Below are 23,587 nucleotides of genomic sequence, written 5' to 3'. Positions count from 1 at the left end.
AGTTCCTTCTAATCGTCCGTAGTCTGTCGTGATCGATGAAGGCCGGCCCACGGTCGCGGCCACGCGGCCGGGTCCCGCTCGCCACCGGGCATGCGAAAGGTGCCCCGCCCGCTCGTGATCCGGCCCTGGTCGGGCCGGATCGCACGGGATGCGGGGCACCTTGTCGATGTCGGGTCAGATGGTCGGTCCCCCGGGTGGGGGCCGGGTCAGCGGGCGGTGGAACCGGTCCTGGCGCCCCAGATGTCCAGCTCCTCGTAGGCGGCGCGCCACTCGGTCTCGTAGGCGGTGCGCAGCGGCTCGGGCATGTTGGCCAGGAAGCCGGTGAGCTTGGCGGCGGCCATGTCGTCGAGCAGCCAGGGCAGGTAGCGGCGGGCGTCTTCGCCGACGCGGGTGCGCTGCTCGGTGCTGAACGCCGCCCACTCCTCCTTCGTCATGGTGATGTCCATGAGCTTCAGAGCCTCGCCCTCCTCGTGGTCGAGGTGGCCGCTGAGCTTCGTGTGGAGGGTGTCGGTCAGGCCGCCGAGGCGCTCCAGACCGGAGTCCCGGTCGGCGAGGGCCGCGTCGATGTCGGCGAGCAGCGGGTCGATGACCGCGTGCTCGGCCTCCATCGCGTCCAGCAGGGCCAGCTCGGCGGGCCGGCCGGCCAGCGCCTGCTGCATCACCGGCCACACGGTGATGTCCTCGGAGGTGTGGTGGATCGTCAGGAACTTCTTGAACAGCTCCCATCCGACCGCGGTGCTCAGCACATGGCGGGGGTCCTCGTCGACCCGGGCCGTGATGCGCGCGATCCGCTCCAGCTCCCGCCGCAGGGCGTCGTGGATGGCGAACATCATCGTCATGTCGTGGTTCTTGAACTCCTGGCTCATCGCTGTCTCCCTCAGCGTCGCACTGCTGCGTTACCGCATCAGCCTATCGTCAACTAGCTTATCCATCAATTCTTCCAACTAACAGAAACCCAACCATCAGACACTCATCCATTGATTGAAAGGGCAGGTCAGATAGGGTTTCGAGGGGCTCGGGAGGTCCGCGGGACCGCCTCTTCTTGGCCGATTCCGGACCACCCGTCGTCCGGATCACGATCTCGCCCGGCGCAGTGGAGGCCCCGGCCGGCCGGTACGTCCGGATCCGCCGTCCGCGGGCGTGGCCGCCCGGCGGGTTTCGGCCGCGCGGCCGTCCCGGGGAGAGCACCTGTGCGCGCCCGGCCCGCGGACACCCTCGGGACACCGATGCCGCACGAGGGCATGAAGCCGCCGGAAAAAGTGTGACATCCGAGCCGGAGACGCGTCAACTGCCCTATTTTCAGGGTTGGTTGACGGTATTTCAGAGGGTCCGGAGTATCAGCTCCCGGCACTCGGGAGGGGGCGCACCGGGGTGACCTCCCGGGTGTGGAGGACGACGTCGAACCAGTCGGCGAGCGAGCCGCCGGAAAGGTGGTGGGCCGCGTCGTCGTCGGGGTCGTAGCGACGGCCGATCCAGCGCGTCCTGGTCGGCGTGTCGAGCCAGGTCCGCACCGGGGCCGGGCTGTCGGCGCGCAGGTCCAGCAGGTAGGTGTCCAGGCCGGTGGCCCCGAGGACCGCGTCGGCGAACTCCGCCGGCGGGGCCGGGACGGGGTAGGGAGCCGTGCCGTGGTGGAAGGTCAGGCCGACGGACGCATACCCGGCGCCGAAGCGTTCGCGGAGGTGGCTGCCCGCGTTCCGGTGCGTCTGCGGCGGGGACGAGGGTGAGACGGTCAGCGAACCGGCGTCGACGGTGTGCATGAGGCCGCCCCAGTAGACGATCCTGTCGGCGGTCTTCTCATGCCACCGGATCGTGTCCTCGGCCAGGCCCAGCTCGACACCGGCCGGGCCGCCGGGCACGGAGGCCCGGCCCTTCAGGGCGCGGCCGGCCCCGGCGAACCGGACCGGGTCGTCGGGGTGCCGGCGATTGAATGAGCGCATCCAGCGGACGGCGTCGAGGATCTCCTCGGTCTGCCAGAAGGAGCGGGCCCCGGCCAGCAGTGCCCGCGGGTCCCCGGTCCCCGTGGCGACGTACTCGTCGAGCCCGACCCTCGACGCGTCGTCCCCTTCCAGTACGAGCGACCGGAATCCCAGTTCCTCGACCAGCAGCCGCAGGACCCGGTGCGCGAGGACGGACAGTTCGCGGGCCTGGCGGGTGGCGGCACCGACGGCCACGACCTCGGCATCGCGCACGATGCCGGCCAGCGGCAGGAGATCGGTCAACGGGGCTTCGGGATCGAGTGTGGTGAGGGGATGGGCGTGCCGCCCGATCCACCGGGCCACTGCCTCGGTCATGTCCGGACCTCCATGATCGCGGTGACTGATCGGTACTGGTGCACGTCGCCGGCCGCCGCACAGGCCGGCCGCGGTGGCACCGGGACCGTGCGGACCCGGATCCGCCGGCCCCGGGCGGTACGGCCACCGTCCGGAGCCTAGGCCCGGGTTCCGGTCCTGTCCCGTGCACCGGCCGGTCGGGAGGTCAGTTCCTGACGGCGACGGCGGCGAAGCCGGCCGTGTCCTCCCGGTTGGTCTGGTAGTCCGCGTCGGAGGCCCGCTCCTCCTCGGTCTCCCACTCGTTGACGGACACCACACCGGGCGCGAGCACCGTCCAGCCCTCGGTGTCGACGAACCGCGTGATCTCCGCACGGGAACGCGAGGCGAGGTCGACCCGCAGGTTCGTGTACAGCTCGTCGACCGCGGCCCGCACCGGTGCCGAGACGTAGTCGGGGCTGGAGTGGGTGATGATGACGAGGCTCCCGGGGGCCAGCGCCTTCTTGTAGCGCTCCACGACGGCGTACGGGTCCTCGGCGTCGACGACGAAGTGCAGCAGCGCGCCGAGCACCACCGCCACCGGCTCGGAGAAGTCGAGCAGTTCCTTGGTCGCGGGGGCGGTCAGCACGGCCTCGGGGTCGCGGAAGTCCGCGTCGACGTACGCCGTGCGGGCGTCCGGGTTCTCGCCCAGGATCCGGCGGGCGATGTCGCCCACGACCGGGTCGTTGTCGACGTAGACGACCTTGGCCTCGGGCGCGACCTCGTGGGTGGCCTCGGCGGCGGGGATGCCGCTGCCGATGTCCAGGAACTGGCGGATGCCACGCCGGGTGGCGGTGCGCACGGCCCGGTTGAGGAAGCGCCGGTTGGCACGCGCCCCCAGCGGGCCGCCGGGCAGCAGCTTCACGATGCCGTCCGCCGCGGCACGGTCCACCGGGAGGTTCTCGGAACCTCCCAGGAAGTAGTCCATGATGCGCGCGGCGTGCGGAAACTGGTCGGGGGTCTTGGTCTCGGGCATGTGTCCACACATCCTTGGTGACGGGTCGGGGGTTTCATTCGGGGAGCCCGCGCTCGCCCCGTCGGCACGGGGCGGGGCAAACAGAAAAGGCGATGTCCGAACCGGGGTTCACCGGTGGACATCGCCTTCGTCATGCCGTTTCAGGGCACAGGGTTCCGCGAAAAAGCGTGACATCCGTGCGCGTCCCGTGTCAACGGACGCCGATCGTCTGCTCGGTCGTGCCCGCTCCCGCGTCCGCGCCCCTGCGCCGCGGGCGGCTGAGGTACTTCATCGCCGGTCGCTCGACCACGGTGTACAGCAGGTACGCGAGGACGGTGGTGAGCGCCCAGGCGAGCAGGCTCAGCCCGAGCGCCTTGCCGAAGCCGTAGGGGGCGTGTCCGGCCAGGTACTTGTTGCCGCCGATGAGCACGGTGGCCTGAAGCAGGTAGAACGCGAACGACACCTCGCCGAGCCACTTCATCACCCGTCCCCGGAACGGCGAGCGCCGCCCTTGCACGTCGGCGACCGCGGCGGCCGGGATGAGCAGGCCGAGCGGGATCACCCACACCGCGGAAAGGGTGTACAGGTAGGGCACGTTGAGCGCCACGGCGTACGCGGCGACGCACAGCAGCACCGCCTGCCACAGCCGCACGCCCACCCACCGGTCGGTCAGGACGATCCGGGCGAGCAGCATGCCGAGCACGAACTCCAGCATCCGCACCGGCGGCAGCTGGTACACGAACCAGTTCTGCACCTCGCTCGCCTGCCAGCCGGGGATGCGCACCTCACCGGGCAGCACGGCGTACGCGAAGGCCGGGACGGCCACGACGGCGGCGGCGAAGACCACCGCCCACGCCCACAGCCGGGCCGGGGAGATCGCCTTCACCGCGCGGAGCAGCAGCGGGAAGCACAGGTAGAACAGCAGCTCGCAACCGAGCGACCAGCTCGGGGCGTTGACGCTGAACGACACCGCCGGGTTCCAGGACCAGGTCTGCACCAGCAGCAGGTTGGGCAGCCAGTTCTGCCAGGCGGTGGTGGTCGCGCCGGCGAAGACCAGCAGCGAGATCACGAAGGTGACCAGGTGGTTGGGGTAGAGCTTGACCAGGCGGCGGCGCATGAAGAGGGCCGGGGTGTCCGTGGGGCGGGCGGACCAGGTGAGGATGAACCCGCTGAGGATGAAGAAGAACGACACCCCGAGCCCGCCCGCGATGCCGAACAGCCGGGTCGCGTCGTGGGCGGTCCCGCCGCTGAACGGACTGAGCTGGGGACTGGTGACGTGGTACAGGAACACGGCCGTCGCCGCGTAGAACCGGAGCCCGGTCAGCGAGGGCAGCCCGGTGAGCGACGGCGCCCGCCGGGACCGGCCGGGCGCCGCGGCCTGCGGGCGCTGGGTGGGGATGGTCATGAAGGTCTCCTTCGCAGGGCACGAACGACACGGAACCGCCGGCGCCGCACGACAGAACACCGCGTGGCGGGCCCGAAGACCTGCCACGCGGTGTCAGCGGCACAAGCCGGATCGCAGAAGAGGAAAGAGAGGGAACGGTTCGAACAGACCGTCCGGCGGGACGCCCCGGCTGCCCAGCAGGCGCACGGAGGCATACATCGGCCGCCGCGAAGAGCGTGACAGTCCTCCGTCACGGAAGTCAACCCGTTCCCGACGGCACCACACACCCCCGGACACGACAGGGCCGCCGGGTCTCCCCGGCGGCCGTCACCGCTCATCTCTGTCTGTACCGGCGGACGTTCGGCAACGGCGTCCGGCCGGCCCCGACTCACACCCGGGACCGGCTGGAACTGCTGCAACGACGCCTAGGGGGTCCCGATCCGGAAACCGACCCCGCGGACGGTCACGATCCAGGCGCTGGCGCCGAGTTTGCCGCGCAGGGTGCCGACATGGGTGTCGATCGTGCGGCCGCGCGGTGACCAGGCGTCGTCCCACACCTGGGCCATGATCTGGCGGCGCGGAATCACCGTGGTGGGCTGCGAGGCGAGCAGGTGGAGGAGGTCGAACTCCTTGCGCGTCAGGTCGAGCGGGTGACCGTCGAGGGTGGCCGTCCGGGCGCCCGGATCGATGCGCAGCGGCCCGTGGGTGACGGCCCCGCCGGCGGCCGGCGGGGCCGCCGGCTGCACCCGCGCCCGCCGCAGCACCGCCTCCATCCGGGCCAGTAACTCCCGGAAGCCGTAGGGCTTGACGAGATAGTCGTCCGAGCCCGCCTGCAGGCACAGCACGCAGTCCAGTTCCGAGTCGCGCGCCGTGACGGCGATGATCGGCAGGTCGCTGACCGCCCGGATGCCCCGGCACACCTCAAGACCGTCCAGGTCGGGCAGGTCGAGGTCGAGCAGGATCAGGTCCGCCTCGCGGTGCCCGCGCAGCGCCTGCGCGCCGGTGGCCGCACTGCGGGTGGCGTACCCGTGCCGGACCAGCTCGTGCAACAGCGCGTCGGCGGACCGCTGGTCGTTCTCCACGACCAGGACGTTCACGGCCCCCGCCGGCGATGCGGGGGGCGAGGGAGCCGACTGCCCGGCCGAGGCGGCCGAGGCGGCCGGAACGACCGGAGCGGCCGGAACGTGCGAGCGGTGACGCCGCGGTGACGGCGCTAAGAGGTCCGCGTACTGCCGGGTCATCTGCTCCCCCTGGGCCACATCACATCGTCTTGGACTGCGGGTTCACAACGAGACCATACCAAACAGACTTGTCTGATTGTCAATTACCCAGACCACGAGGCGACACCCTCCAGCCACCCCTCAACACCCCATTCCTGAGCTGCATTTTCTCCGGATTGTCAGACAAGTGATAGTGATGACTCCGCTAATCAACCCCGGCCCAAGTCCAATCGTGGGCTATGTTTGCGCTTTAAAACATACAACCTTGCATGTTTCATGGGGGCAGTCCCGACAAAACGGCCAACAGCCGTCACACCCGCAGAGCATCAAGGTTCTCGACTTCCCTAGGAAATCGGCTCCCCTCTTGCAGAACCGGACCGACCTGTCTGTATCTTGTCGCTAGAACGTCGGCCACGGGGGGTGACAGTCGGCGTACGGCACGTTGTTGCCCCCTTCCGTCACACCGACAGGAGCGCGACACATGCCGCACCTCACCGACCGGGCCATCGCCCCGAAGCCCACGCTTCCCGGACTGACCACCACTGTGCCGCGTGAGTACGTCCATCGCGCGGCGGTCTCCGAAGTCCTGCTCACCAGCTGGGAACAGGCCGGACCCGACGGCTTCGCCGTCCGGGCCCAATGGCCGCGCAGCCACGCGCTGTTCGCGCCGGACGCGGGCTACCAGGACCCGATGCTGCTGATCGAGTCCGTCCGCCAGATCGGCTCCCTGCTCGCCCACGCCGAGTTCGACGTCCCGTTCGGCCACCAGTTCCTCATGTCTGACATGTCCGTGACCGCCGAGCCCGACCTGCTGGTCACGGACGTGGTCCCCACCGACGTCGAGATGCACACGGTCTGCCGGGACGTCGTCCGCCGCGCGGGCCGGCTGCGGGAGATGCGCTACGACGTCACCGTGGTGCGGGAGAACGGGGCCCGGGCCACCGCCTCGGCCGCGTTCCGCTGCATGAGCCCGGAGGTGTACCGCAGGATGCGCGGAGAGCGCCCCACCACCACCGACCGCACCCCGCCACCGGCCCTCGACCCGGCCGCCGTGGGCCACGCCGGCACCCGGCACGTCGTGCTGTGCGAGCCCGCGCCCGGCGCGTACGACAGATGGGAACTGCGGGTCGACACCGCGCACCCGACCTACTTCGACCACCCGGTCGACCACATACCCGGCATGTTCCTCCTGGAGGCCGCCCGGCAGGCCGCGCACGCCCGCACCGGGGCACCCTGCGCCCTGCTGCTCGGCATGCGCAGCGAGTTCGTGCGGTACGCCGAACTGGACGCGCCCTGCTGGATCACGGCCGCCCCCGAACCGTACGGCAGCACCGGTGACCTGCTGGTTCGGGTGTGCGGCAGCCAGCGGCAGGAGACGGTCTTCACCGCCGAACTCGTCCTGCGGCCACGTGTCCGCTGACCCCGACCGCTCCCCGGGAGAGTCCCCGTGCCCATCCTTCTCATCACCGGCGCGTCCGGGTTCGTCGGCGCCCACGTGACGCGCGAGGCACAGCGCCGGCGGGCCGACCTCAGGCTCATGAGCCACCACCGGTCCCTGCCCCGGTCCTGCTCCGGGGCGCGGACCGTGCACGCCGACCTCACCGACCCCGGCTCGCTGCGCGGGGTGTGCGACGGGGTCGACGTGCTCCTGCACTGCGCGGCGCAGATCGGCGGCAGCGCCGCGGCCAACGAGGCGGTCAACGCGCGCGGCACGGCGGCGCTGGTCGCCGAGGCGCGGCGGGCCGGAGTACGCCGGATCGTCCAGCTCAGCACGGCCTCGGTGTACGGCCGCGGCACCTTCCGCGGCCACCGGCCCGAGGAGCTCACCCGCAATCCGGTCTCCGTCACCTCCCGTACCCGCGCGGCGGCGGAGGACACGGTCCTCGCGGCCGGCGGTGTGGTGCTCAGGCCCCATCTGGTCTTCGGAGCAGGGGACATGTGGGTCGGTCCGAACCTGGCACGGCTGCTGCGGGCCCTGCCGGGAGTGGTGGCCGACTGGCTGTCGCTGGCGTCGGTGATCGGCGCGCCGGACCTGGCACGGCTGCTGGTCGCCACGGCGCTGGCCCCGGACGGGGTGCTGACCTCGCGGGTGTACCACGCCGCGGATCCGACGCCGGTCACCGTCGGCAGCGCGCTGCGGGCGGTCGCCGACTGCGCCGGGATCCCCTGGCCGAGTGACAACCTCACCGTCGAGGGGGCCAAGGCGATCCTCGCGGCCAAGGGGGTCCCGCCGGCCACACTCGACATCCTGACGACGGACCACTTCTTCGAGGCCGACGCCCTCTGGGCGGATCTCGGTCAGTGTCCGGGCGGTGGCTTCGCCACGTGGTTCGGCCGTGCCGAACAGTGGTACCGCTCGACGCTTGTGACGAACTGAATCTCCGCCCGGCACCCGCTGCGCCCGGTACCGGGTCCGGTGGCCCCACACCGGACCCTTCCGGGTCCTTCGACACCGGAACCATGTCACGGCCAACCCCCCGGCCACGCGGCGCCCGAACGGGCTACGCGTACCGGTAGATCCCGCCGTGGTCCTCCATCTGCTGCGGTGTCACGTCCCAGGGTGGCAGCTTCTCCCGCCGTGCGACGATCCTGCCGTGCTGGGTGTCGCCGGGGGCGGGCGGCTTCGCGGGGAGGTAGCGGGCAGATGGATGGCGCTGCCGCCAGCGGGACCACTGGAGATCGACGAAGGCGTGATGCAGCCAGAACACAGGGTCATTGACGGACGCGCCGCTGACCATGTGACCGCCCACCCAACGGTGAACCCTGTTGTGGTTGCGCCACGAAGCCGGAGGGTGTCCCGGCCCCCACCCTTCCAGCTTGTTGCGGAATCCCTTGGGGGAGGTGGAGTTCCAGGGAGCCGTGTCGTACAGGGGATCGGCGACGGCCGACTCCACGTCCCGGGACGTCGGCAGGGCGATCGGATCGTGGGAACGGCCGAGATCACGCATGAGGTACTCGGTGTCGGTCACCCCTACCGTGATGGTCCACCGGCCGTTACGGAACGCGAAGGGGCCGGACCTGACCTGCCGGTCGGAACGCCGCCCGTCGGCTCCGAGCAGATCCTCGGTCCACGGTACGGCGGTCGGGGTGCGATTGCGGGTCCAGTCCCAGTACGGCACGGTCACCGACGCGTCCACGCGGCGCAGTGCCCGCTCGAAGTCCACCAGGAACTTCCGGTGCCACGGCAGGAAGGAGGGTGTCATGTGGGCGGCACGCAGACCCCTCTCGCCGTCGGGCGTGTAGTACGCGATGTGCATGCGCACGAACTCGTCGTATTCACCGCTGCGTTTGAGCTCAAGCACCGCGTTGACGAACCGGCGCCGCTCGGAACGGGTGAGCGTGCTGACATCCTTACGCGTGTACACCATGGACATGGTCCTTCGGGGATCTCGGCTGCTCACTCCGCTCGCCGCTGTGGTCCATGCGGCCGTCGTTCCCGTCCGGCGCCGCCGGCCGCGCGGTGGGGCCCAGTTCGTCCACGGCGGCGCGGGCGGCTAAGAGCGGGGTCGGGTACGACTGGTAGTGGTCGACCATGGTCATCCAGCTGCCGTCCGCCCGGCGCATCAGGGGCAGCGGGCGTCCGTCCACCGTGACGTGCCACATTTCGCAGCAGGGGTCCCCGGACGGGCCGACGCCGTACCTCACTCCGGTGATGCGCCGCCCACGGTATGTCTCGACGAACCGCGCCTTCTCCGGAGCGGACCGCCCCGGCGCCGGCGGGGCCGGCGCCATAGCCGCCATGGTGCCCGTGGCCAGCAGCCCCCACAGCACCCAACGCCGCTCCGTGGGCTTCGCGGAGCCCACGGGTTCCGCGGGGTTCGACGCGGTGTTCACCGGTATGGTCAATGCTCCTCCGAACTTCCCGTCGAGTGTCGTTCCGGCACCGGCGGCAGGACGGGAATCCCCGGCCGTCCGTGGGCACCGGCCGGTTCTACAGTCCGCCGACCAACCGGCCGACCGTGCGCTGGTGCACGGTGTGCCCCTCGTCCTTGAGGGGGCCGGGGAGAGCCCCTTCCCCGTTCGCGGCGAGCGTGTGCAGGGTCTGCAGCGGTTGCACGCTGACAGGCCCCCCGGTGACCTGCTTCACCACTCCGGCGAGATCCGCGTCCTTGGCCCCGGTGCCGCCGTGGGCGACGGCGGGCGCGGCCGCACCGGCAACGGTCAGGGCGCCGACGACGAGCGCGGCAGCCTTCATGGGCTTCAAGGGCTTCATGGTGGTTTCCTTTCATCAGCGAAACATGCGGGTCTGCGAAGAGCATGGCCCCACCACGGTCAACGAGCCACGAGGACGCCGGAAACCCCCTCACCGGAAAATTCCCCATACGCATTCAAAGCTCAATCGCAGGAACGGCCTCTGCCGTATGGTTTCTTCCCACCCTCCTGCGAAAGCCGGTGAGGAGCGCCGAAGAGACCGAAGGCCGACTCCGCACGCTACGGAATCGGCCTGTTCGAAACGTCACCGATACGCCGGTGAGCGCCGGTCAAGAAACAGCGGCCAGCGGAGATCGCGGCATCGTCAGCCGCCCAGGGGCAGACCGCCGACAAGCGGCTTCTGACCGTTCAAAGCGCCGGTGGCGCCCTGCAGAGTGTGGCTCACCGGGCCGTTCTTCGTGACGCCGAGCCCGTCCACTCCCTGGGTCACGGTCTTCACCGTGCCATTCAGGCCGGACGGCACGTCCACCGCGAACGCGGGTGCGGCGGCACCGGCCACGACGAGGGACCCGGCAACAACGGCGGCAGCCTTCAGAGACTTCATTGGTGTTCCTTTCTTCGATGGGTAAACAGCCAGCGGTAATGCTGTCGTCGTAATCAACGAGCCCCGGACGATCCGGAAACCAGGTGGGCCGAAATTACCGAGTCCTCATATGAGATCCATGACTCACGAAGCTCTTTCAGCACTGCCGCTCCAGAGTGAGGACGGCCGCGGAGACTGACGACATTCGATTCGGACTGCACCGGGACCGCGGAAGATCCGCCAGGACTTCATATGTGCGACGCCGCACTCGACCGGCGCCCGTGCTGCGGACAGCGCCCGGTTGACGGTTTGCAGGGTCGGCGTCAGATCACGGCCCGGCGGGCGTCCGAGGGGCGTCGCCCCCAAGGGACCGGCCCAGGGTGCCGTCCAGCAGGACGTAGTCGGCGTCGGCCTCGCGCAGGGCGCGCAGCAGGCCGGGTGCGCCACGCCAAAAGGGCTCACGGATTCCGCGCGGCCCGGACCGGTACCGGAAAGGGCGGGACCGTCCGCCCCCGGGAACCGCTGTCCCCCCGCGAGGACACGAACCGGCCTGTTCCGGCATGACCGCACGATGCCCGACCAACATTCACAATTACGACACTTTCGTTGGTTTCGCCGGATAAGTACCACTGGCGTCTAGAGTTGCTCACCTCCGGCGTGCCCTGCGCGGCGCACGCATCGTCTCCATGGCGTCCTCCCCTCCTTTCACAACCTTTCCGGAAGGCCCAAAACCGGTCATGCGCGACTCCTTGCTCCCCCCGCTGCGCCATGGGGCGGTCACCGCCCTTGCCCTGGCCGGGATCCTGGCACCCGCTGCCCTGGCCGCCGCCTCCGCGGCGCCACCGTCACCGGAGGCGGACCGTATCCCGTTCACCGAGCGGTACCAGGCCCTGCAGCACGGCGGCATCGTGCGCGCCGCCAACACCTCCATCACCTGCCGTGCGGACCAACCGGTTCCCGCGACGACGACGGCGGCCGCCTGTCCGGCGGTGCGAACCGGGGAAACCGGGGTGAACGGCGCCTTCGACATGACGTACATCGACGTCGACCGGGACCCGAACACATACAACTCCTCGCGCGCGGAGGTCCGTCTTCCCGAAGGATCACGGGTCAGCTACGCACGGCTGTACTGGGGCGGCAACCTCCGGGTCGGTGAGCAGAAGCCGCCGAAGGACAACGGGCGCGTACTGATCGCCGAACCCGGCGGAGAGTACAAGGAGGTCCTCGCGGACACGGTCGTCGGCCACCACGTGGCGAACGGCGCCGATGCCTTCCAGGCCTCCGCCGACGTCACGGAAATGGTGCGGGACAGCAAGCCGGGCCTGTACACGGTGGCCCAGGTCAACGTGGCGAAGGGAACGTCCCCGGCCGGCGCGTGGGGCGGCTGGACGCTGGTGGTGGCGTACGAGAACCCGGCGGATCCGCTGCGGCGTCTTTCTCTCTGGGACGGCTTCGAAGCGGTGACGCCGACCGGGGAGGTCGACCTCGGGAAAATCGCGCGGCGTCTCCCCAGGGGCGCCGGCGGCAGCGCGGGCCTGGTGGCGTACGACGGTGACCGCGGCGTGAGCGGTGACACGCTCCGCCTCACCACCACCCGCGCGACCGCGCACGGTGAGCGCACCGCCGTCACCGTGCTCACCGATCCGGCCGACCCGGTCGACGACGTCCTCAACTCGACGATCAGCCAGCCCGGTAAGACCCCGCCGGACCGTGTGCCCGCCTACGCCGACACCCTCGGCTACGACTCGGACGTCTTCGACCTCGCACGAGCGCTGCGGGACGGCGGCGACCGGCTGACCTTCCGGCTGACGTCCCGTCAGGACATGGCCTGGGCAGGCGCGTTCTTCGTCGCCGTCGACGCCCAGCGGTGAGACGTACTCCCCCCGTGCCGAACCGAGCGCCACTGTGAGCGAGGACATCGCGTATGCATCTGTCAGCAACCGGCCCTCGACCCCGTGTCCTTCACGTCACGCAGCCCGTGGACGGCGGAGTCGCGCGGGTCGTGACGGACCTGGTACGGGCTCAGCGCGCCGCCGGAGGCGCCGTCACGGTCGCCTGCCCCGACGGCGCGCTCACCGCCGAACTGGGGACGCTGGGCGCGGACGTACGGCGCTGGCACGCGACACGGTCGCCCGGTGCGCCACTCGTCCGGGAGGTACGTGACCTGGCCCGCATCGTCGGTGAGGTACGCCCCGATCTGGTGCACCTGCACAGCGCGAAGGCCGGGATCGCCGGACGGCTCGCCGTCCGCAAGCGCCTCCCCACCGTCTTCCAGCCGCACGCGTGGTCGTTCCAGGCCGTGGGCGGGTTCACCTCGGCGCTCGCCCTGCGGTGGGAGCGGTGGGGAGCGCGTTGGGCCTCGCGCGTCGTGTGTGTCAGCGAGGCGGAACGAGCAGCCGGTGTGCGCGCCGGGATCGAGGCACAGTGGAGCGTCATTCCCAACGGCGTCGATCCGCAGCGGTACCGGCCCGCCCCCGGCGGTGCCGAGAACATCCGACCGGCACCGCTACGAGGACTCGACCCCGCCACGCCGCTCGTCGTCTGCGTGGGACGCCTGTGCCGGCAGAAGGGCCAGGACGTCCTGCTGGAGGCGTGGAACGCGGTCGCCCGCCGGGTCCGCGGCGCACGTCTCGCCCTGGTCGGCGACGGACCGGACCGCGATCTCCTGCTCCGCCGGGCGCCCGCCTCGGTGCTGTTCGCAGGAGGCGTGGCCGACGTCGTCCCCTGGTACCAGGCGGCGGATCTGGTCGTTCTGCCGTCGCGCTGGGAGGGCATGGCACTGGCCCCGCTGGAGGCGATGGCCTGCGGGCGGCCGGTGGTGGTCACGGATGTCGACGGCGCCCGCGAAAGCCTGCCACCCTCACTGGGCCCGCGCTGCCTGGTCCCGGCCGGGAACCCGACAGCGCTGGCCGAGGCGCTCGCCGCACTCCTGCTCGACCCACCGCTGCGCGAGTCGCTCGGTCACCAGGGACGCAGGCACGTACTCACCGGGCACGACGTGCGGCACGCCACCGGGGCGGTGGCGGACCTCTACCGCGACCTGATCGGTCCGTGGGCGGCGCCCCCCTCCGCGCCCACCTCGCACAGGGAGTCCATCCACTCGTGACCGCGGAAAGCACCGTTCCCCTCCCCGGCGCACAGCCTCGGAGCCACGGATTCTCGCCCGTCTCGGTCATGCCGCCGCGCGGCGGCACCGCCCCTGGGTTCCGGTCCCCCGTCCGCAGGGCCCCGGCCCGGTTCGCCTCGCCGGTGCCGCTGCTCGTCGCCGATGGTGCGGCCGCCGTGCTGGCCGGCCTGACGCCGTTCGGAGCGGCGCTTCCCGCGCTGTCCGTGAGCGTGCTCGTGGCCGCGTCGCTGTTGCTGCGTCCGGACCGGGCACGATCGCCGGAAGAGGGGTTCCTGGAGCAACTGCCCGCCGTGTGCGGGCGGATCGCGGTCGCCTGGCTGGCGCTCGCGGCACTCGTGGCGATGTACCGGCCGCAACACACGTTGTCCCTCCGCGTGCTCTTGACGGGCCTCGCCGTGCAGATCGCGGCGAGCTGTGCCCTGCGCGGAGCCGTGGACGCGAGGCGACGCGCGGCGCTGCTGCGCCACCCGCGCACCGCGCTCGTCATCGGCCCGGCGGCCACCGCCCAGCGCGTGGCCGCGGCCGTGCTGCGGCACCCGGGGTGCGGGGTGCGCCCGGTGGGCGTCGTAGCCGACCGTCCGGACGGCACCGGGAGTCTGCCGGTGCTGACGACGGGCGAGGAGGTCCAGCGGGCGGCCATCCAGAACGGAGTGCGCGCGGTGCTGGCCGTCCACCCTTCCGCGCGGACCGAGCACGGTCCGCTGCTGCGGGCTCTGGCCAAGTCGGGCTGCCTGATCTGGGAGCTCGACGCGGAGACACCGTCGTACGGGCCGAGGGGCCGGCTGGCCGGATTCCCGTGCCGGCGCCTGGAGATGGCCGCGCAGCGCCGCGGCGGTTTCGGCAAGCGCGTGCTCGACGTCGTCCTGTCCGGGTCGCTGTTGCTGCTGGTCAGCCCGCTGCTTCTGGCCTGTGCGGTGGTGCTGCGGATCTGTGACGGGCCGGGCGTGGTGTTCCGGCAGGAGCGGATCGGAAAGGACGGCAGGCCGTTCACGCTGCTCAAGTTCCGCACGCACCGCCCGGCCGACGAACACGAGGCGGCGACCCGGTGGAGCGTGGCGAACGAGCACGAGATGCGCCGGTTCTGCCGCATTCTGCGGCGCACCTCGCTCGACGAGCTGCTCCAGTTGTGGAATGTGCTCCGGGGGGACATGAGCCTGGTCGGACCGCGCCCCGAACGTCCTTATTTCGTCGCGCAGTTCAGCCAGAAACACCCGGGTTACGCGGCACGTCACCGGGTGCGGACCGGCCTTACCGGCCTCGCCCAGGTCCACGGGCTGCGCGGTGACACCTCGATCGAGGACCGCTGCCGGTTCGACAACGCCTACATCGACAACTGGTCGCTGTGGCAGGACGTCTGCATCCTGCTGCGCACCGCCGCCGCGCTCGTACGCCCGACGGGAAGCTGACCGCCGTGAGTCATGTTCCGGCCCCGCCGTCCCGTCGTATCGCCGCGCTGCCGCCGGTACTGCCCGCGGTCGCCGTGCTCGGCCTGCTGGCGCTGCCGCCCTCCTCGGCCGGCGCGGACGGCCCTGGGCCGGCCGACGTGGCGTCCGGGCTGGTCGTGCTGGTCTGCGTGTTCCGTCTGGTACGGGACCGGCGGCGTCCCCTGTCGCGTACCGCCGCAGTGGTGCTGGGCCTGCCGGTCGTCGGGGTCACGGTCGCCGCGCTGGGGGCGCCCTCGGCCGAAGGCGGGATCATCGGCCTGGCCCGCTATCTGCAGATCTTCGTCCTGGTGCCGGCGGCCGTGCTGCTGCTGGTCCGGGGCCGGGCGGACGTCCGGCTGCTGGCCTGGTCGTTCGTGGGGCTCGCGCTGTGGCAGGGCGCCGTCGGCGTGCACCAGTACGTCACCGGGTCCGGTGCCTCCTACCAGGGCGAGGACATCCGGGCCGTGGGCACGTTCGGGCCGCAGGACGTGATGGGCATGGCGACGGTGGTCGCCGTGGGCATGGTGTGCGCGGTCGGTCTCTCGCTCGGGCACTCCTCCGTACGGCAGCGGGCCGGTGCCGCCGGGTGCGCGCTGGCGCTGCTGCTGCCGCTCGCACTGTCCTTCAGCCGGGGTGCGTGGATCGCGACGGCCGTGGCCTGCACGCTGCAGCTGGTGCTGGCCGGACTGCGGCGCGCGCTCAAGGTCGCCGCGGCCACGGCTGCGGCGTGCGTGGTCCTGGTGGGCGGCCTGGGGGTCGGCACCCAGATGCTGCAGGAACGGATCGACAGCATCACGCAGGTCGCCGACGCCCCCGACCAGTCCGTCGCCGACCGGTACGCGATGTGGTCGGCCTCGACCGCCATGTGGCGCGAACGTCCGGTGGCCGGCGTCGGGCTGAAGGGCTTCCCCGAGTACCGGGACGGCTACGCCTCGGTGGCGCTGTCGTCGGCCAGCGACACCGAGGGCGCGGGCTCCGCGTACCTGAGGCAGCCGCTGTTGTCACCGCACAACATGTATCTGCTGGTCCTCGGTGAGCAGGGTCTGATCGGGCTGCTCTGTCTCGTCGGAAGCTGGCTGGCCCTGCTGGTGTGCGCGCTGCGCCGCCTGCGGCGGACGCGGACCACGCCGCGACACGGCATGGACTGCGCGCTCGTCGCCTGCGGACTGCTGGTATGGCAGCTGACCGACTTCGCCTACAGCGACATCGGTGGACACTCCACGGTGGTGACCTCCGTGGTCTTCGGGCTGGTGGCGTGGTGCGCACTGGGCGGGACCGACGAGGAGGAGGCCGGGGCACCGGTCGCGATGCCGGGGACGGCGAAGGAGGCCGTCGGGCTATGGCGATGACGACTCCGCGCACCCTGCGTGCTGCCGACGCTCCCTGCGAGGGTACGGCCGGCCCCTCGGCGCCGGCCGCCGCGCGGGCCGGGGAACATACCGAACCCGCCGCGGTCACCGGGGACTTTCTCGCCAAGGCCACGCTCATCACCGCGTCACTCTCGATCCTCGGGGCACTGCTCGGACTGGTGCGCGACCAGGCGCTGGCCCGCCTGTTCGGGGCGGGCAGTGAGACAGACGCCTTCCTGATCGCGTGGACCGTGCCGGAGTTCGCCGCCACACTGCTCATCGAGGACGGACTGGCCTTCGCGCTGATCCCGGCATTCAGCATGGCGCTGGCACGGCGCACGCAAGGAGCTCCGGGGGATCCGGTCCGCAGCCTGGTCGCCACCACCCTGCCCCGCCTGTCCCTCGGCTTCGTCGCCGTGTCCGCGTTGATCGCCGGCGGAGCCCCCTACCTGGTCGAGGCGCTGGCCCCCGGCCTGCCCGACCCCCGCCTCGCCGTCGACTGCACCCGGCTGACGGCGACCTGCGCACTGACCTTCGGCCTGGCCGGGTACTGCAGCGCGGCCCTACGGGCGCACCGGCGCTTCCTGCCGCCCGCGACCATCTACGTCGTCTACAACGCCGGCATCATCGCCTCGATGCTGCTGCTCGGCCCGGGCTGGGGCGTGCGATCCGCGGCGGCCGGAGTCGCGGTGGGCGGCTGCCTGATGGCGATGGTGCAGCTTCCCTCCCTGTGGCGGCAGTTGCGCAGACGCACCCGCGCCGCCGTCGGTGCCCCGGCCGAGGTACGGCCGATGAGCCTCGCCCTCGTCGCCACGGTTCTCCTGTTCGCGCTGTGCCGTCAGTCCCAGGTCCTGATCGAACGTTTCCTCGCCTCCACGCTGCCCGCCGGGGCCATCTCGCACCTCAACTACGCGCAGAAGGTCGCCCAGATCCCCATGACGCTGTCCCTGATGCTGTGCACCGTCACCTTCCCGCTGGTGGCGCGGGCCATCGCCGACGGCGCCCTCGAACGGGCCCGGGACCGGGTGGAGCGGGACCTCGCCCTGGCCTCCTGCCTGGTACTCCTCGGCACGGCCGGAGTGATCGCCTGTGCCCCACAGATCATCCAACTCCTTTTCCAGCGGGGCGCGTTCACCGCGCATGACACGGCCGCTACGGCGGGCGTGCTGCGGGTGTACGCCCTCGGTCTGCTCGGCCAGACCCTGGTGGGAGTCCTGATCCGCTCCTATTTCTCGACCGGACGGGCCACCTGGTACCCGTTCTTCACCATGGCCGCGGGCGTCGTCACCACCACCTGGATCGGTGTGGGGACCGTGGGCTCCTGGGGCGTGTCGGGGATCGCCGCCGCCAACGCGGCCGGCATCACCGTCACGGCAGCGCTGCTGCTCGTCGGTTTCGCGGGTGAGCCGAACGCCTCAGCCGAGGTCCGAAACGCCGGGCCCTCCTGCGGTGCGGAGGACTCCGGAAGCGGTGAGCGGCCCCACGCCCCCGGCACGGTCGCGGTCCCGGCACCGGCCGCGGCACCCGGAGGAGGAGTCATGCCGCACACCGGCGCCCGCGGAGTCCCGATCCGTGTCCGGCAGGTACTGGCCGAGCTGAGCAGGCCCGCCCTGGCGGCCGCGGTCGCGACGCTGGCGGGAACGCTCGCCGCGCGCGGGCCGGGCTCCCCTGTGGCGGGTCTCGCGGCCGGGAGCCTGACCGTGACCGCCGTCTTCGTTCTGCTCGGCCGGGCCCTGGGCGCTCAGGGCTGCACGGCCGTGCTCCAGTCCGCACACACCGTCACACGAAGGCTGACTCATGGCCGCTCCAACTGACTCCGCCGGCATCAGCAGTCGACCGGCGGTGCGCGCCGGCACGGTGCCGTGGGTGGCGATGTACCACTCCGTCGGCGACTGCTCGGACGACCCGTACCGCATCACCGTCACCCCCGGGCGGCTGGAGCAGCAGCTGGCCTGGCTGCACCGGCGCGGACTGCGCGGCGTGACGCTGCGCGAGCTGTTCTCCGCCCGTGCCCGAGGCGAGGGGCGCGGCCTGGTCGCTCTCACTTTCGACGACGGATACGCCGACTTCCTCACCCACGCCCTTCCGGTGCTGCACCGTTGGAACTGCGGTGCCACCCTCTTCGTGCTGCCCGGGCGGTTCGGCGGCGTCAACTCCTGGGATCCGCTCGGCCCGCGCAAGGCGCTGCTCACCGCGGAAGGCGTCCGGCACGCGGCCGCCGCGGGGGTGGAGATCGGCTCGCACGGGCTGACACACGTCGATCTCACCCGGGTCGACGACATCACCCTCGGAGCCGAGGCCGCCCACAGCAGGGAGCTGCTGGAGGAGCTGACCGGCGCCCCGGTCGACGGCTTCTGCTACCCGTACGGCACGGTCGACCGGCGCGTGGTCTCCGCCGTACGCGACGCGGGCTACGCCTACGCCTGCGCCATCGATCCCGGTCCGCTGTCCGGCCGGCACGCCCTGCCCCGCCTGCACGTCGGCCAGAACGACACCTCCTGGCGGCTCCACCTCAAGTACCGGCTCCACCGGCTGCGTCGGCGTCCGGTGGGGGGTGTCTGACATGAGGGTGCTGCACATCATCACCGGCCTCGGCATCGGCGGCGCCGAACAGCAACTCCGCCTGCTGCTGCGGCATCTTCCCGTGGAGGGCGAAGTGGTGGCCCTCACCAATCCGGGTGCCGTCGCCACCGGGCTGGTCTCCGACGGTATCCGCGTGCACCACCTCGGCATGCGCGGCAACCGCGACCTCTCCGCGCTTCCGCGGCTGGTCCGCCTGATCCGCGCGGGCGGCTACGACCTGGTGCACACCCATCTGTACCGCGCCTGCGTCTACGGCCGGCCGGCCGCCCGGCTCGCCGGTGTCAGAGCCGTCGTGGCGACGGAACACTCCCTCGGCGACTCCCAGATGGAGGGCCGAAGGCTGACCGCGGGCGTCCGAGCGCTGTACCTGGCCGCCGAGCGGCTCGGCTCCACCACGGTCGCCGTCTCTCCCACGGTCGCCGACCGTCTCAGGCGCTGGGGAGTGCCCGCCCCACGCATCGAGGTCGTCCCGAACGGCATCGACCTGGCCCGCTTCCGCTTCGACCCGGTACGACGTCACCGCGCCCGCCGGTATCTGGGACTGCCGGATGAGGCGTACGTCGTCGGCTGTATCGGCCGACTCGCCGAGGGCAAGCACTTCGACGTCCTGGTCCGGGCGATCTCCCGGCTTCCCGACGATCACTGGCTGTTGCTGGTCGGTGGCGGTCCGCAGGAGAGCGTCCTGCACCGCACGGCCCACGAGGCCGGCGTGGCCGGCCGCGTCGTGTTCGCCGGCGAGCGCCCCTACCTGTCCGACGATTCCAGCGGCCTCGACCTGCCCGCCCTCACCTGCGCGATGGACCTGCTCGCGTCGCCGTCGCCGGAGGAGTCCTTCGGGCTGGCTGTCGTGGAAGCCCTGGCGTCCGGACTGCCCGTGCTCTACGCCTCCTGCCCGGCGATCGAGGACCTGCCCCCGCAGGCCGCCCCCGACGCCCGGCGCGTGCGCGGCGGACCCGAGGCGTACGCACGTGCCGTCGCCGAGGTCCGCGCAGCCGGCCCCGGCCCTCGAACGGCCCCGGACGCCGCCCGCCGCTACAGCATCGCCCGCAATGCCGCCCGGCTCATGGACGTGTACGCGGCGGCGGTGTCCAGTTCGTCGTCCCCCTCACCTCAGGGAGTCACTTCGCCATGACCGACAACCTCACGCGGCGCCGATGGCTGGGCCACTCGGCCCGTCGGGCCCTCCTGTCCTGGTCGATGCTCGCGGGCTGCACCCTCGTGGGCGGTGCGCTGGGCGGTGGCTACGCCGTGTACCGGGGCCCCGTGTACACGGCCACCAGCTACGTGGTCGTCGTCCCGACCGACCGCTCCGACCCGGGCACCGCGCTCGGCTTCGCCCAGGCATACGGCCGAGCCGCCACCCAGCTCGCGGTCCTCCTGGACGCCCAGGCAGAGGCGCGCGTGCCGGTCCGGACACTGCAGCGGAGTGTGCGGACGGCGGCCTCTCCGGACGCGCCGGTGGTCGCGGTCTCGGCGACCTCTTCGCGGCCCCGCCTCGCCTCCGGCATGGCCAACGGGGTCACCCGTGCGCTGGTCCGGCACGCGAACGGCACCAAGGACAGCACCCACATCCAGCTCCTCGAATTCTCCCCGGCGGTGCGGCCGACTCTGCCGACGTCCGCGTCGCCGGTGGTGACCGGTGCCGTCGGCGCGAGCGCGGGCGGGCTGCTCGGCGGCCTGTTCCTGCTCGCGCGGCCCCGGAGGTCCAAGGAGGATGCCGTGCCCACGGCGCTCGTTCCGGGGCCGGCCGTCGCCGCCGACGCCCACTGACACCGCTTGGGTCGATCGTGTATGCGACCGACACGCGCCGGGTTGGCACCAACCCGGATTCCTCGCAAAGGAGGTAACTGTGCAGGATCGGTTCCCACGCAGCACACACCGCCGGCATCCGGAGCGCGAACGGAGCACCCGGTGAGGCCCGCGTTCTCCACCGAACTCGTGACCGAAGGGTCCGCCTTCGCCGAACTGGCGACGGACTGGGAACGGCTGTACGCGCGGTGCGGTACGGCGACCCCGTTCCAGAGCCACGCCTGGCTGCACTCGTGGTGGCTGTCCTACGGCCGGGAAGGCCGGCTCCGGTTGCTCCTGGTACGGGAGGGCGGCGACCTGGTCGCCGCCGCTCCCCTGATGCTCCGGCGCCGCCCGCTGCCGGTGCTGATCCCGCTGGGCGGCAGCATCTCCGACCACTCGGACGTACTGATCGACGACGAGCGCGCCGACCGTGCGACCGCCGCCCTCGCGGACGGCCTGTCGGCCGCCGCCCGCACCGCGCTGATCGACTTCCGCGAAGTACGCCCAGGCAGCGCTGTCGAGCAGGTGTACGACCGTTGGGGCGGCCCCAGGCTGCGAATGCAGGATTCCCTGTGCCTGGAACTGCCCGCCCTGCCCATGGACGAACTGCTCTCCCGGCTGCCCTCGGGCAGGGCCCAGCGGGTCCGGGCCAAGCTCCGCAGGCTCCAGGCGCTCGGCGTGGAGCGGAACGTCGTACGGCCGGACGAGGTGGACGCGGCGCTGCGCAGACTGCTGGAGCTGCACCGGCTCCAGTGGCAGGAACGAAAGGTGACGCCGGAGCATCTGCGCAGCCGGTTCTGCGAACACCTGGTGCGGTCGGTGGGGCCGATGGTGCGCTCGGGAAGCGCGATGGTCACCGAGTTCCGGATCGACGACGACGTGGTGGCCGTGGATCTGACCCTGCTGTCGCGGCGGCTCGCCGGTGCCTATCTGTACGGCGCCCATCCGCGCCTGCGGGAACGCAAGGCGGACGTGGCGGTCATGCTGCTCGATGCGTGCACCCGGCACATGCGTGCGGACGGGCCGGCCACGCTGAGCCTCCTGCGTGGCGACGAGCCGTACAAGCACCACTGGCGGCCACGGGCGGTCCCCAACCATCGGCTGCTTCTGGCCCGGCGGCCCACCGCTCCGCTGATGTCGGCGGTCGCCTGGGACGTGGTCGCGCGCCGGCGCGGCAAGGAGGTGCTGCGCCGCCTGGCCGCGCGTGCCGGTGACGGCGGACCGGCTCCGGCGCCCGCCGCCGACGCGGACCGTCACCGGGCGCACAACCACGACTCGGGGCGCAGCCACGGCAGCACGCCGAGCGAGTGCCGGAGCCAGTCGCCGAGGGCCGACGGCGGGCAACCAATCGCGGCCGGCTGCGGGGCGGATGCCGTGGATGCGGCCGACGCGATGGGCCGACTCGCCGAAGAGAAGAGGAACGACCGGTAGACCAGAGACGAGAGGGAATGGGAGGTGCACTCCCAGACACCGTGAGGGCAGTAGTCGGTCAGCGTGTTGTACAGCGGCTTGTGCTGGTCCATCCACTCGAGCATGCGCCGCATGTACACGGGGTTATCGCCGTTTCGGAAGAGACCCCACTCGGGATAGGAAATGGGCTTGCCGTGAGCTTTCGCGAAATCCACCTGCGCCTGCAGTCCGTAGGGCTCCTTCACCTGCTCGTCGAAAGAAAGACCGCGCGGCTGGTCGTACGCGTCCATTCCGATGATGTCGACCGTGTCGTCCCCCGGATAACACCGGGTCCAGGCGACGGCGTCCAGACCGCGGCTCGGTGCGAAGTCGAACCGGAACCTCTGGCCCGGCACCGAACGCATGACGGTGACGATTCTTTTCCAGTACTTTTTCCAGGCCTCCGGATCCGGCCCGCAGCGGTGGGTGTACGTCGTGCCGTTCATCTCCCACCCCAGCACCAGGACCGTGTCCGGCACCTTCGCGGCGACCAGCCGCTCGGCGAGGACACGGAAGTGCTGATCGAACTCTCCGGCCGCGCCCTGCCGCAACAGCGCCCGGACGGTGGTGTCGGAGAGGCCCTCCTCGTTGCGTTCCTGCAGGGGCACGTTGAGGACGAGCATCCGGTCGTCCTTCTCCCTGCGCCAACGCGCCCACGTGTCGAGGAAGCGGGGATCGCCCTCGATGTCCTGCCAGTGGTCGCCCGGCAGATACGTGTGGCCGACGCGCACGTCTGCACCGCCCAGCCAGCGGCTGAAGGACTCGATGCGAGCCATCCCCAGAGAACCGGAACCGAGGAAGGCACCGTACGCGGGAGTCTCCTCCCGGGGCGTCGGCATCGTCGCGGTGGTCGGCTTCGTCGCGGTGGCGGGCCTGGACGGGACCGGCTTCTGCGGCTCGGGGACGGACGGGACCGGCGTGGTCGCGGGCACGGCCGGCGCCACCGATGCGGACGGCGCGGACGGCGCGGACGGTGCGGTCACCGCGGGCGGCGTCGTGACCGGGGTCGGAACGGGGCTGCCGGCCGGGCGCACCGTCCCCGCCGCGAGGCCGGTGCCGGACGCCAGCGCGACCGAGGCGACGACTGTCGCGGCCACGACTGCCAGCCGCCCCGTCCGGACCCGGCTCTGCTGTGGGGCCATTCCTGTTCCTCTCCACTGCCGCATTGTCTGCGCCTTGTCCATCCGCATTGCTGACGCCCTGTCATATGAAGTCAGTCACATGAAATGAAAAAACGCCACCGCCCCATGGCTTTCGAGTGCCT

The 23,587-nt window shown here is 71.5% G+C and carries 20 protein-coding genes and 2 pseudogenes; 11 read left to right on the top strand and 11 right to left on the bottom strand.

The window, feature by feature from the left end; translation table 11 throughout:
* Positions 1-206: 206 nt before the first annotated feature.
* The 5 genes from KVT45_RS07880 to KVT45_RS07860 all read right to left on the bottom strand — a co-directional run bounded on the left by KVT45_RS07880 (position 207) and on the right by KVT45_RS07860 (position 5,886).
* Entirely contained in the window at positions 207-866 is a 660-nt protein-coding gene (locus tag KVT45_RS07880; protein ID WP_217545761.1) for a hemerythrin domain-containing protein, read from the bottom strand.
* A 471-nt stretch (positions 867-1,337) separates the two neighbouring features.
* Positions 1,338-2,291, bottom strand: a complete 954-nt coding sequence (locus KVT45_RS07875) for an erythromycin esterase family protein (protein ID WP_217545760.1) — start codon at positions 2,289-2,291, stop codon at positions 1,338-1,340.
* A 184-nt stretch (positions 2,292-2,475) separates the two neighbouring features.
* Complete coding sequence (locus KVT45_RS07870) at positions 2,476-3,282, bottom strand: SAM-dependent methyltransferase (protein WP_217545759.1); 807 nt, start codon at positions 3,280-3,282, stop codon at positions 2,476-2,478.
* Between the two features lie 190 nt (positions 3,283-3,472).
* Positions 3,473-4,666: an acyltransferase gene (locus tag KVT45_RS07865; protein ID WP_217545758.1), complete on the bottom strand. Its 1,194-nt coding sequence runs from the start codon at positions 4,664-4,666 to the stop codon at positions 3,473-3,475.
* Positions 4,667-5,070: 404 nt separating this feature from the next.
* On the bottom strand, positions 5,071-5,886 hold the full coding sequence (locus KVT45_RS07860; protein WP_217545757.1) for a response regulator transcription factor: 816 nt from the start codon (positions 5,884-5,886) through the stop codon (positions 5,071-5,073).
* 460 nt (positions 5,887-6,346) lie between these two features.
* Between KVT45_RS07860 and KVT45_RS07855 the strand changes: the two genes are divergently transcribed.
* Both KVT45_RS07855 and KVT45_RS07850 read left to right on the top strand, forming a co-directional pair.
* Entirely contained in the window at positions 6,347-7,285 is a 939-nt protein-coding gene (locus KVT45_RS07855) for a ScbA/BarX family gamma-butyrolactone biosynthesis protein (protein WP_217545756.1), read from the top strand.
* Between the two features lie 27 nt (positions 7,286-7,312).
* Entirely contained in the window at positions 7,313-8,242 is a 930-nt protein-coding gene (locus KVT45_RS07850) for an NAD(P)-dependent oxidoreductase (RefSeq protein WP_217545755.1), read from the top strand.
* A gap of 124 nt (positions 8,243-8,366) precedes the next feature.
* Here KVT45_RS07850 and KVT45_RS07845 read toward each other — a convergent pair whose 3' ends face one another.
* The 5 genes and pseudogenes from KVT45_RS07845 to KVT45_RS07825 all read right to left on the bottom strand — a co-directional run.
* Positions 8,367-9,233 carry a tyrosinase family protein gene (locus KVT45_RS07845; RefSeq protein ID WP_217545754.1) on the bottom strand — a complete coding sequence of 289 codons (867 nt, stop codon included), beginning with the start codon at positions 9,231-9,233 and terminating at the stop codon, positions 8,367-8,369.
* On the bottom strand, positions 9,217-9,606 hold the full coding sequence (locus tag KVT45_RS07840) for a tyrosinase cofactor (RefSeq protein ID WP_217545803.1): 390 nt from the start codon (positions 9,604-9,606) through the stop codon (positions 9,217-9,219). The genes KVT45_RS07845 and KVT45_RS07840 overlap by 17 nt, the downstream gene beginning before the upstream one ends.
* 190 nt (positions 9,607-9,796) lie before the next feature.
* Positions 9,797-10,078 (bottom strand): hypothetical protein, encoded by a 282-nt coding sequence (locus KVT45_RS07835; protein WP_217545753.1) that lies wholly within the window; start codon positions 10,076-10,078, stop codon positions 9,797-9,799.
* A gap of 303 nt (positions 10,079-10,381) precedes the next feature.
* Complete coding sequence (locus KVT45_RS07830) at positions 10,382-10,621, bottom strand: hypothetical protein (protein WP_089105305.1); 240 nt, start codon at positions 10,619-10,621, stop codon at positions 10,382-10,384.
* Between the two features lie 136 nt (positions 10,622-10,757).
* A pseudogene (locus KVT45_RS07825) lies at positions 10,758-10,933 on the bottom strand (IS5/IS1182 family transposase); the annotation flags it as partial.
* Positions 10,934-11,337: 404 nt separating this feature from the next.
* On the opposite strand from KVT45_RS07825, the gene KVT45_RS07820 reads away from it, so the two are divergent.
* The 9 genes and pseudogenes from KVT45_RS07820 to KVT45_RS07780 form a co-directional block, all read left to right on the top strand.
* On the top strand, positions 11,338-12,471 hold the full coding sequence (locus KVT45_RS07820; protein ID WP_217545752.1) for a DUF3344 domain-containing protein: 1,134 nt from the start codon (positions 11,338-11,340) through the stop codon (positions 12,469-12,471).
* 53 nt (positions 12,472-12,524) lie between these two features.
* The gene (locus tag KVT45_RS07815) at positions 12,525-13,706 is read left to right on the top strand and encodes a glycosyltransferase (protein ID WP_217545751.1); all 1,182 of its coding nucleotides are present in this window, start codon (positions 12,525-12,527) and stop codon (positions 13,704-13,706) included.
* A complete protein-coding gene (locus KVT45_RS07810; RefSeq protein WP_217545750.1) occupies positions 13,703-15,133 on the top strand; it encodes an exopolysaccharide biosynthesis polyprenyl glycosylphosphotransferase in 1,431 nt (476 codons plus the stop codon). Before KVT45_RS07815 ends, KVT45_RS07810 begins: the two co-directional genes overlap by 4 nt.
* A gap of 5 nt (positions 15,134-15,138) precedes the next feature.
* On the top strand, positions 15,139-16,500 hold the full coding sequence (locus KVT45_RS07805) for an O-antigen ligase (protein ID WP_217545749.1): 1,362 nt from the start codon (positions 15,139-15,141) through the stop codon (positions 16,498-16,500).
* Positions 16,491-18,314 carry a lipid II flippase MurJ gene (locus KVT45_RS07800; RefSeq protein ID WP_217545748.1) on the top strand — a complete coding sequence of 608 codons (1,824 nt, stop codon included), beginning with the start codon at positions 16,491-16,493 and terminating at the stop codon, positions 18,312-18,314. The genes KVT45_RS07805 and KVT45_RS07800 overlap by 10 nt, the downstream gene beginning before the upstream one ends.
* Positions 18,298-19,062 (top strand): polysaccharide deacetylase family protein, encoded by a 765-nt coding sequence (locus KVT45_RS07795; RefSeq protein WP_217545747.1) that lies wholly within the window; start codon positions 18,298-18,300, stop codon positions 19,060-19,062. Before KVT45_RS07800 ends, KVT45_RS07795 begins: the two co-directional genes overlap by 17 nt.
* Before the next feature lies 1 nt (position 19,063).
* Positions 19,064-20,215: a glycosyltransferase gene (locus tag KVT45_RS07790; protein WP_217545746.1), complete on the top strand. Its 1,152-nt coding sequence runs from the start codon at positions 19,064-19,066 to the stop codon at positions 20,213-20,215.
* Positions 20,212-20,853: a lipopolysaccharide biosynthesis protein gene (locus KVT45_RS07785; protein WP_089105298.1), complete on the top strand. Its 642-nt coding sequence runs from the start codon at positions 20,212-20,214 to the stop codon at positions 20,851-20,853. Before KVT45_RS07790 ends, KVT45_RS07785 begins: the two co-directional genes overlap by 4 nt.
* Positions 20,854-20,994: 141 nt before the next feature.
* Positions 20,995-22,086 (top strand): annotated as a pseudogene (locus KVT45_RS07780) (GNAT family N-acetyltransferase); the annotation flags it as partial.
* Positions 22,087-22,127: 41 nt separating this feature from the next.
* Here the strand turns inward: KVT45_RS07780 and KVT45_RS56160 are convergent.
* Positions 22,128-23,465 carry a glycoside hydrolase family 26 protein gene (locus KVT45_RS56160; protein WP_254646402.1) on the bottom strand — a complete coding sequence of 446 codons (1,338 nt, stop codon included), beginning with the start codon at positions 23,463-23,465 and terminating at the stop codon, positions 22,128-22,130.
* Between the last annotated feature and the right edge of the window lie 122 nt (positions 23,466-23,587).

It is taken from the genome of Streptomyces sp. GbtcB6, assembly GCF_019091475.1.
Taxonomy (GTDB): Bacteria; Actinomycetota; Actinomycetes; order Streptomycetales; family Streptomycetaceae; genus Streptomyces; species Streptomyces hyaluromycini.
Note: the sequence above shows the minus strand (reverse complement) of the source record. Positions and strands in the feature narration are given on the sequence as shown.

Coding starts and splice junctions, on each gene's coding strand:
- KVT45_RS07870 (WP_217545759.1), bottom strand. CDS start 3,282: ATGCCCGAGACCAAGACCCCCGACCAGTTTCCGCACGCCGCGCGCATC.
- KVT45_RS56160 (WP_254646402.1), bottom strand. CDS start 23,465: ATGGCCCCACAGCAGAGCCGGGTCCGGACGGGGCGGCTGGCAGTCGTG.
- KVT45_RS07860 (WP_217545757.1), bottom strand. CDS start 5,886: ATGACCCGGCAGTACGCGGACCTCTTAGCGCCGTCACCGCGGCGTCAC.
- KVT45_RS07785 (WP_089105298.1), top strand. CDS start 20,212: ATGACCGACAACCTCACGCGGCGCCGATGGCTGGGCCACTCGGCCCGT.
- KVT45_RS07815 (WP_217545751.1), top strand. CDS start 12,525: ATGCATCTGTCAGCAACCGGCCCTCGACCCCGTGTCCTTCACGTCACG.
- KVT45_RS07830 (WP_089105305.1), bottom strand. CDS start 10,621: ATGAAGTCTCTGAAGGCTGCCGCCGTTGTTGCCGGGTCCCTCGTCGTG.
- KVT45_RS07795 (WP_217545747.1), top strand. CDS start 18,298: ATGGCCGCTCCAACTGACTCCGCCGGCATCAGCAGTCGACCGGCGGTG.
- KVT45_RS07790 (WP_217545746.1), top strand. CDS start 19,064: ATGAGGGTGCTGCACATCATCACCGGCCTCGGCATCGGCGGCGCCGAA.
- KVT45_RS07800 (WP_217545748.1), top strand. CDS start 16,491: ATGGCGATGACGACTCCGCGCACCCTGCGTGCTGCCGACGCTCCCTGC.
- KVT45_RS07855 (WP_217545756.1), top strand. CDS start 6,347: ATGCCGCACCTCACCGACCGGGCCATCGCCCCGAAGCCCACGCTTCCC.
- KVT45_RS07865 (WP_217545758.1), bottom strand. CDS start 4,666: ATGACCATCCCCACCCAGCGCCCGCAGGCCGCGGCGCCCGGCCGGTCC.
- KVT45_RS07875 (WP_217545760.1), bottom strand. CDS start 2,291: ATGACCGAGGCAGTGGCCCGGTGGATCGGGCGGCACGCCCATCCCCTC.
- KVT45_RS07845 (WP_217545754.1), bottom strand. CDS start 9,233: ATGGTGTACACGCGTAAGGATGTCAGCACGCTCACCCGTTCCGAGCGG.
- KVT45_RS07840 (WP_217545803.1), bottom strand. CDS start 9,606: ATGGCGGCTATGGCGCCGGCCCCGCCGGCGCCGGGGCGGTCCGCTCCG.
- KVT45_RS07835 (WP_217545753.1), bottom strand. CDS start 10,078: ATGAAGCCCTTGAAGCCCATGAAGGCTGCCGCGCTCGTCGTCGGCGCC.
- KVT45_RS07820 (WP_217545752.1), top strand. CDS start 11,338: ATGCGCGACTCCTTGCTCCCCCCGCTGCGCCATGGGGCGGTCACCGCC.
- KVT45_RS07880 (WP_217545761.1), bottom strand. CDS start 866: ATGAGCCAGGAGTTCAAGAACCACGACATGACGATGATGTTCGCCATC.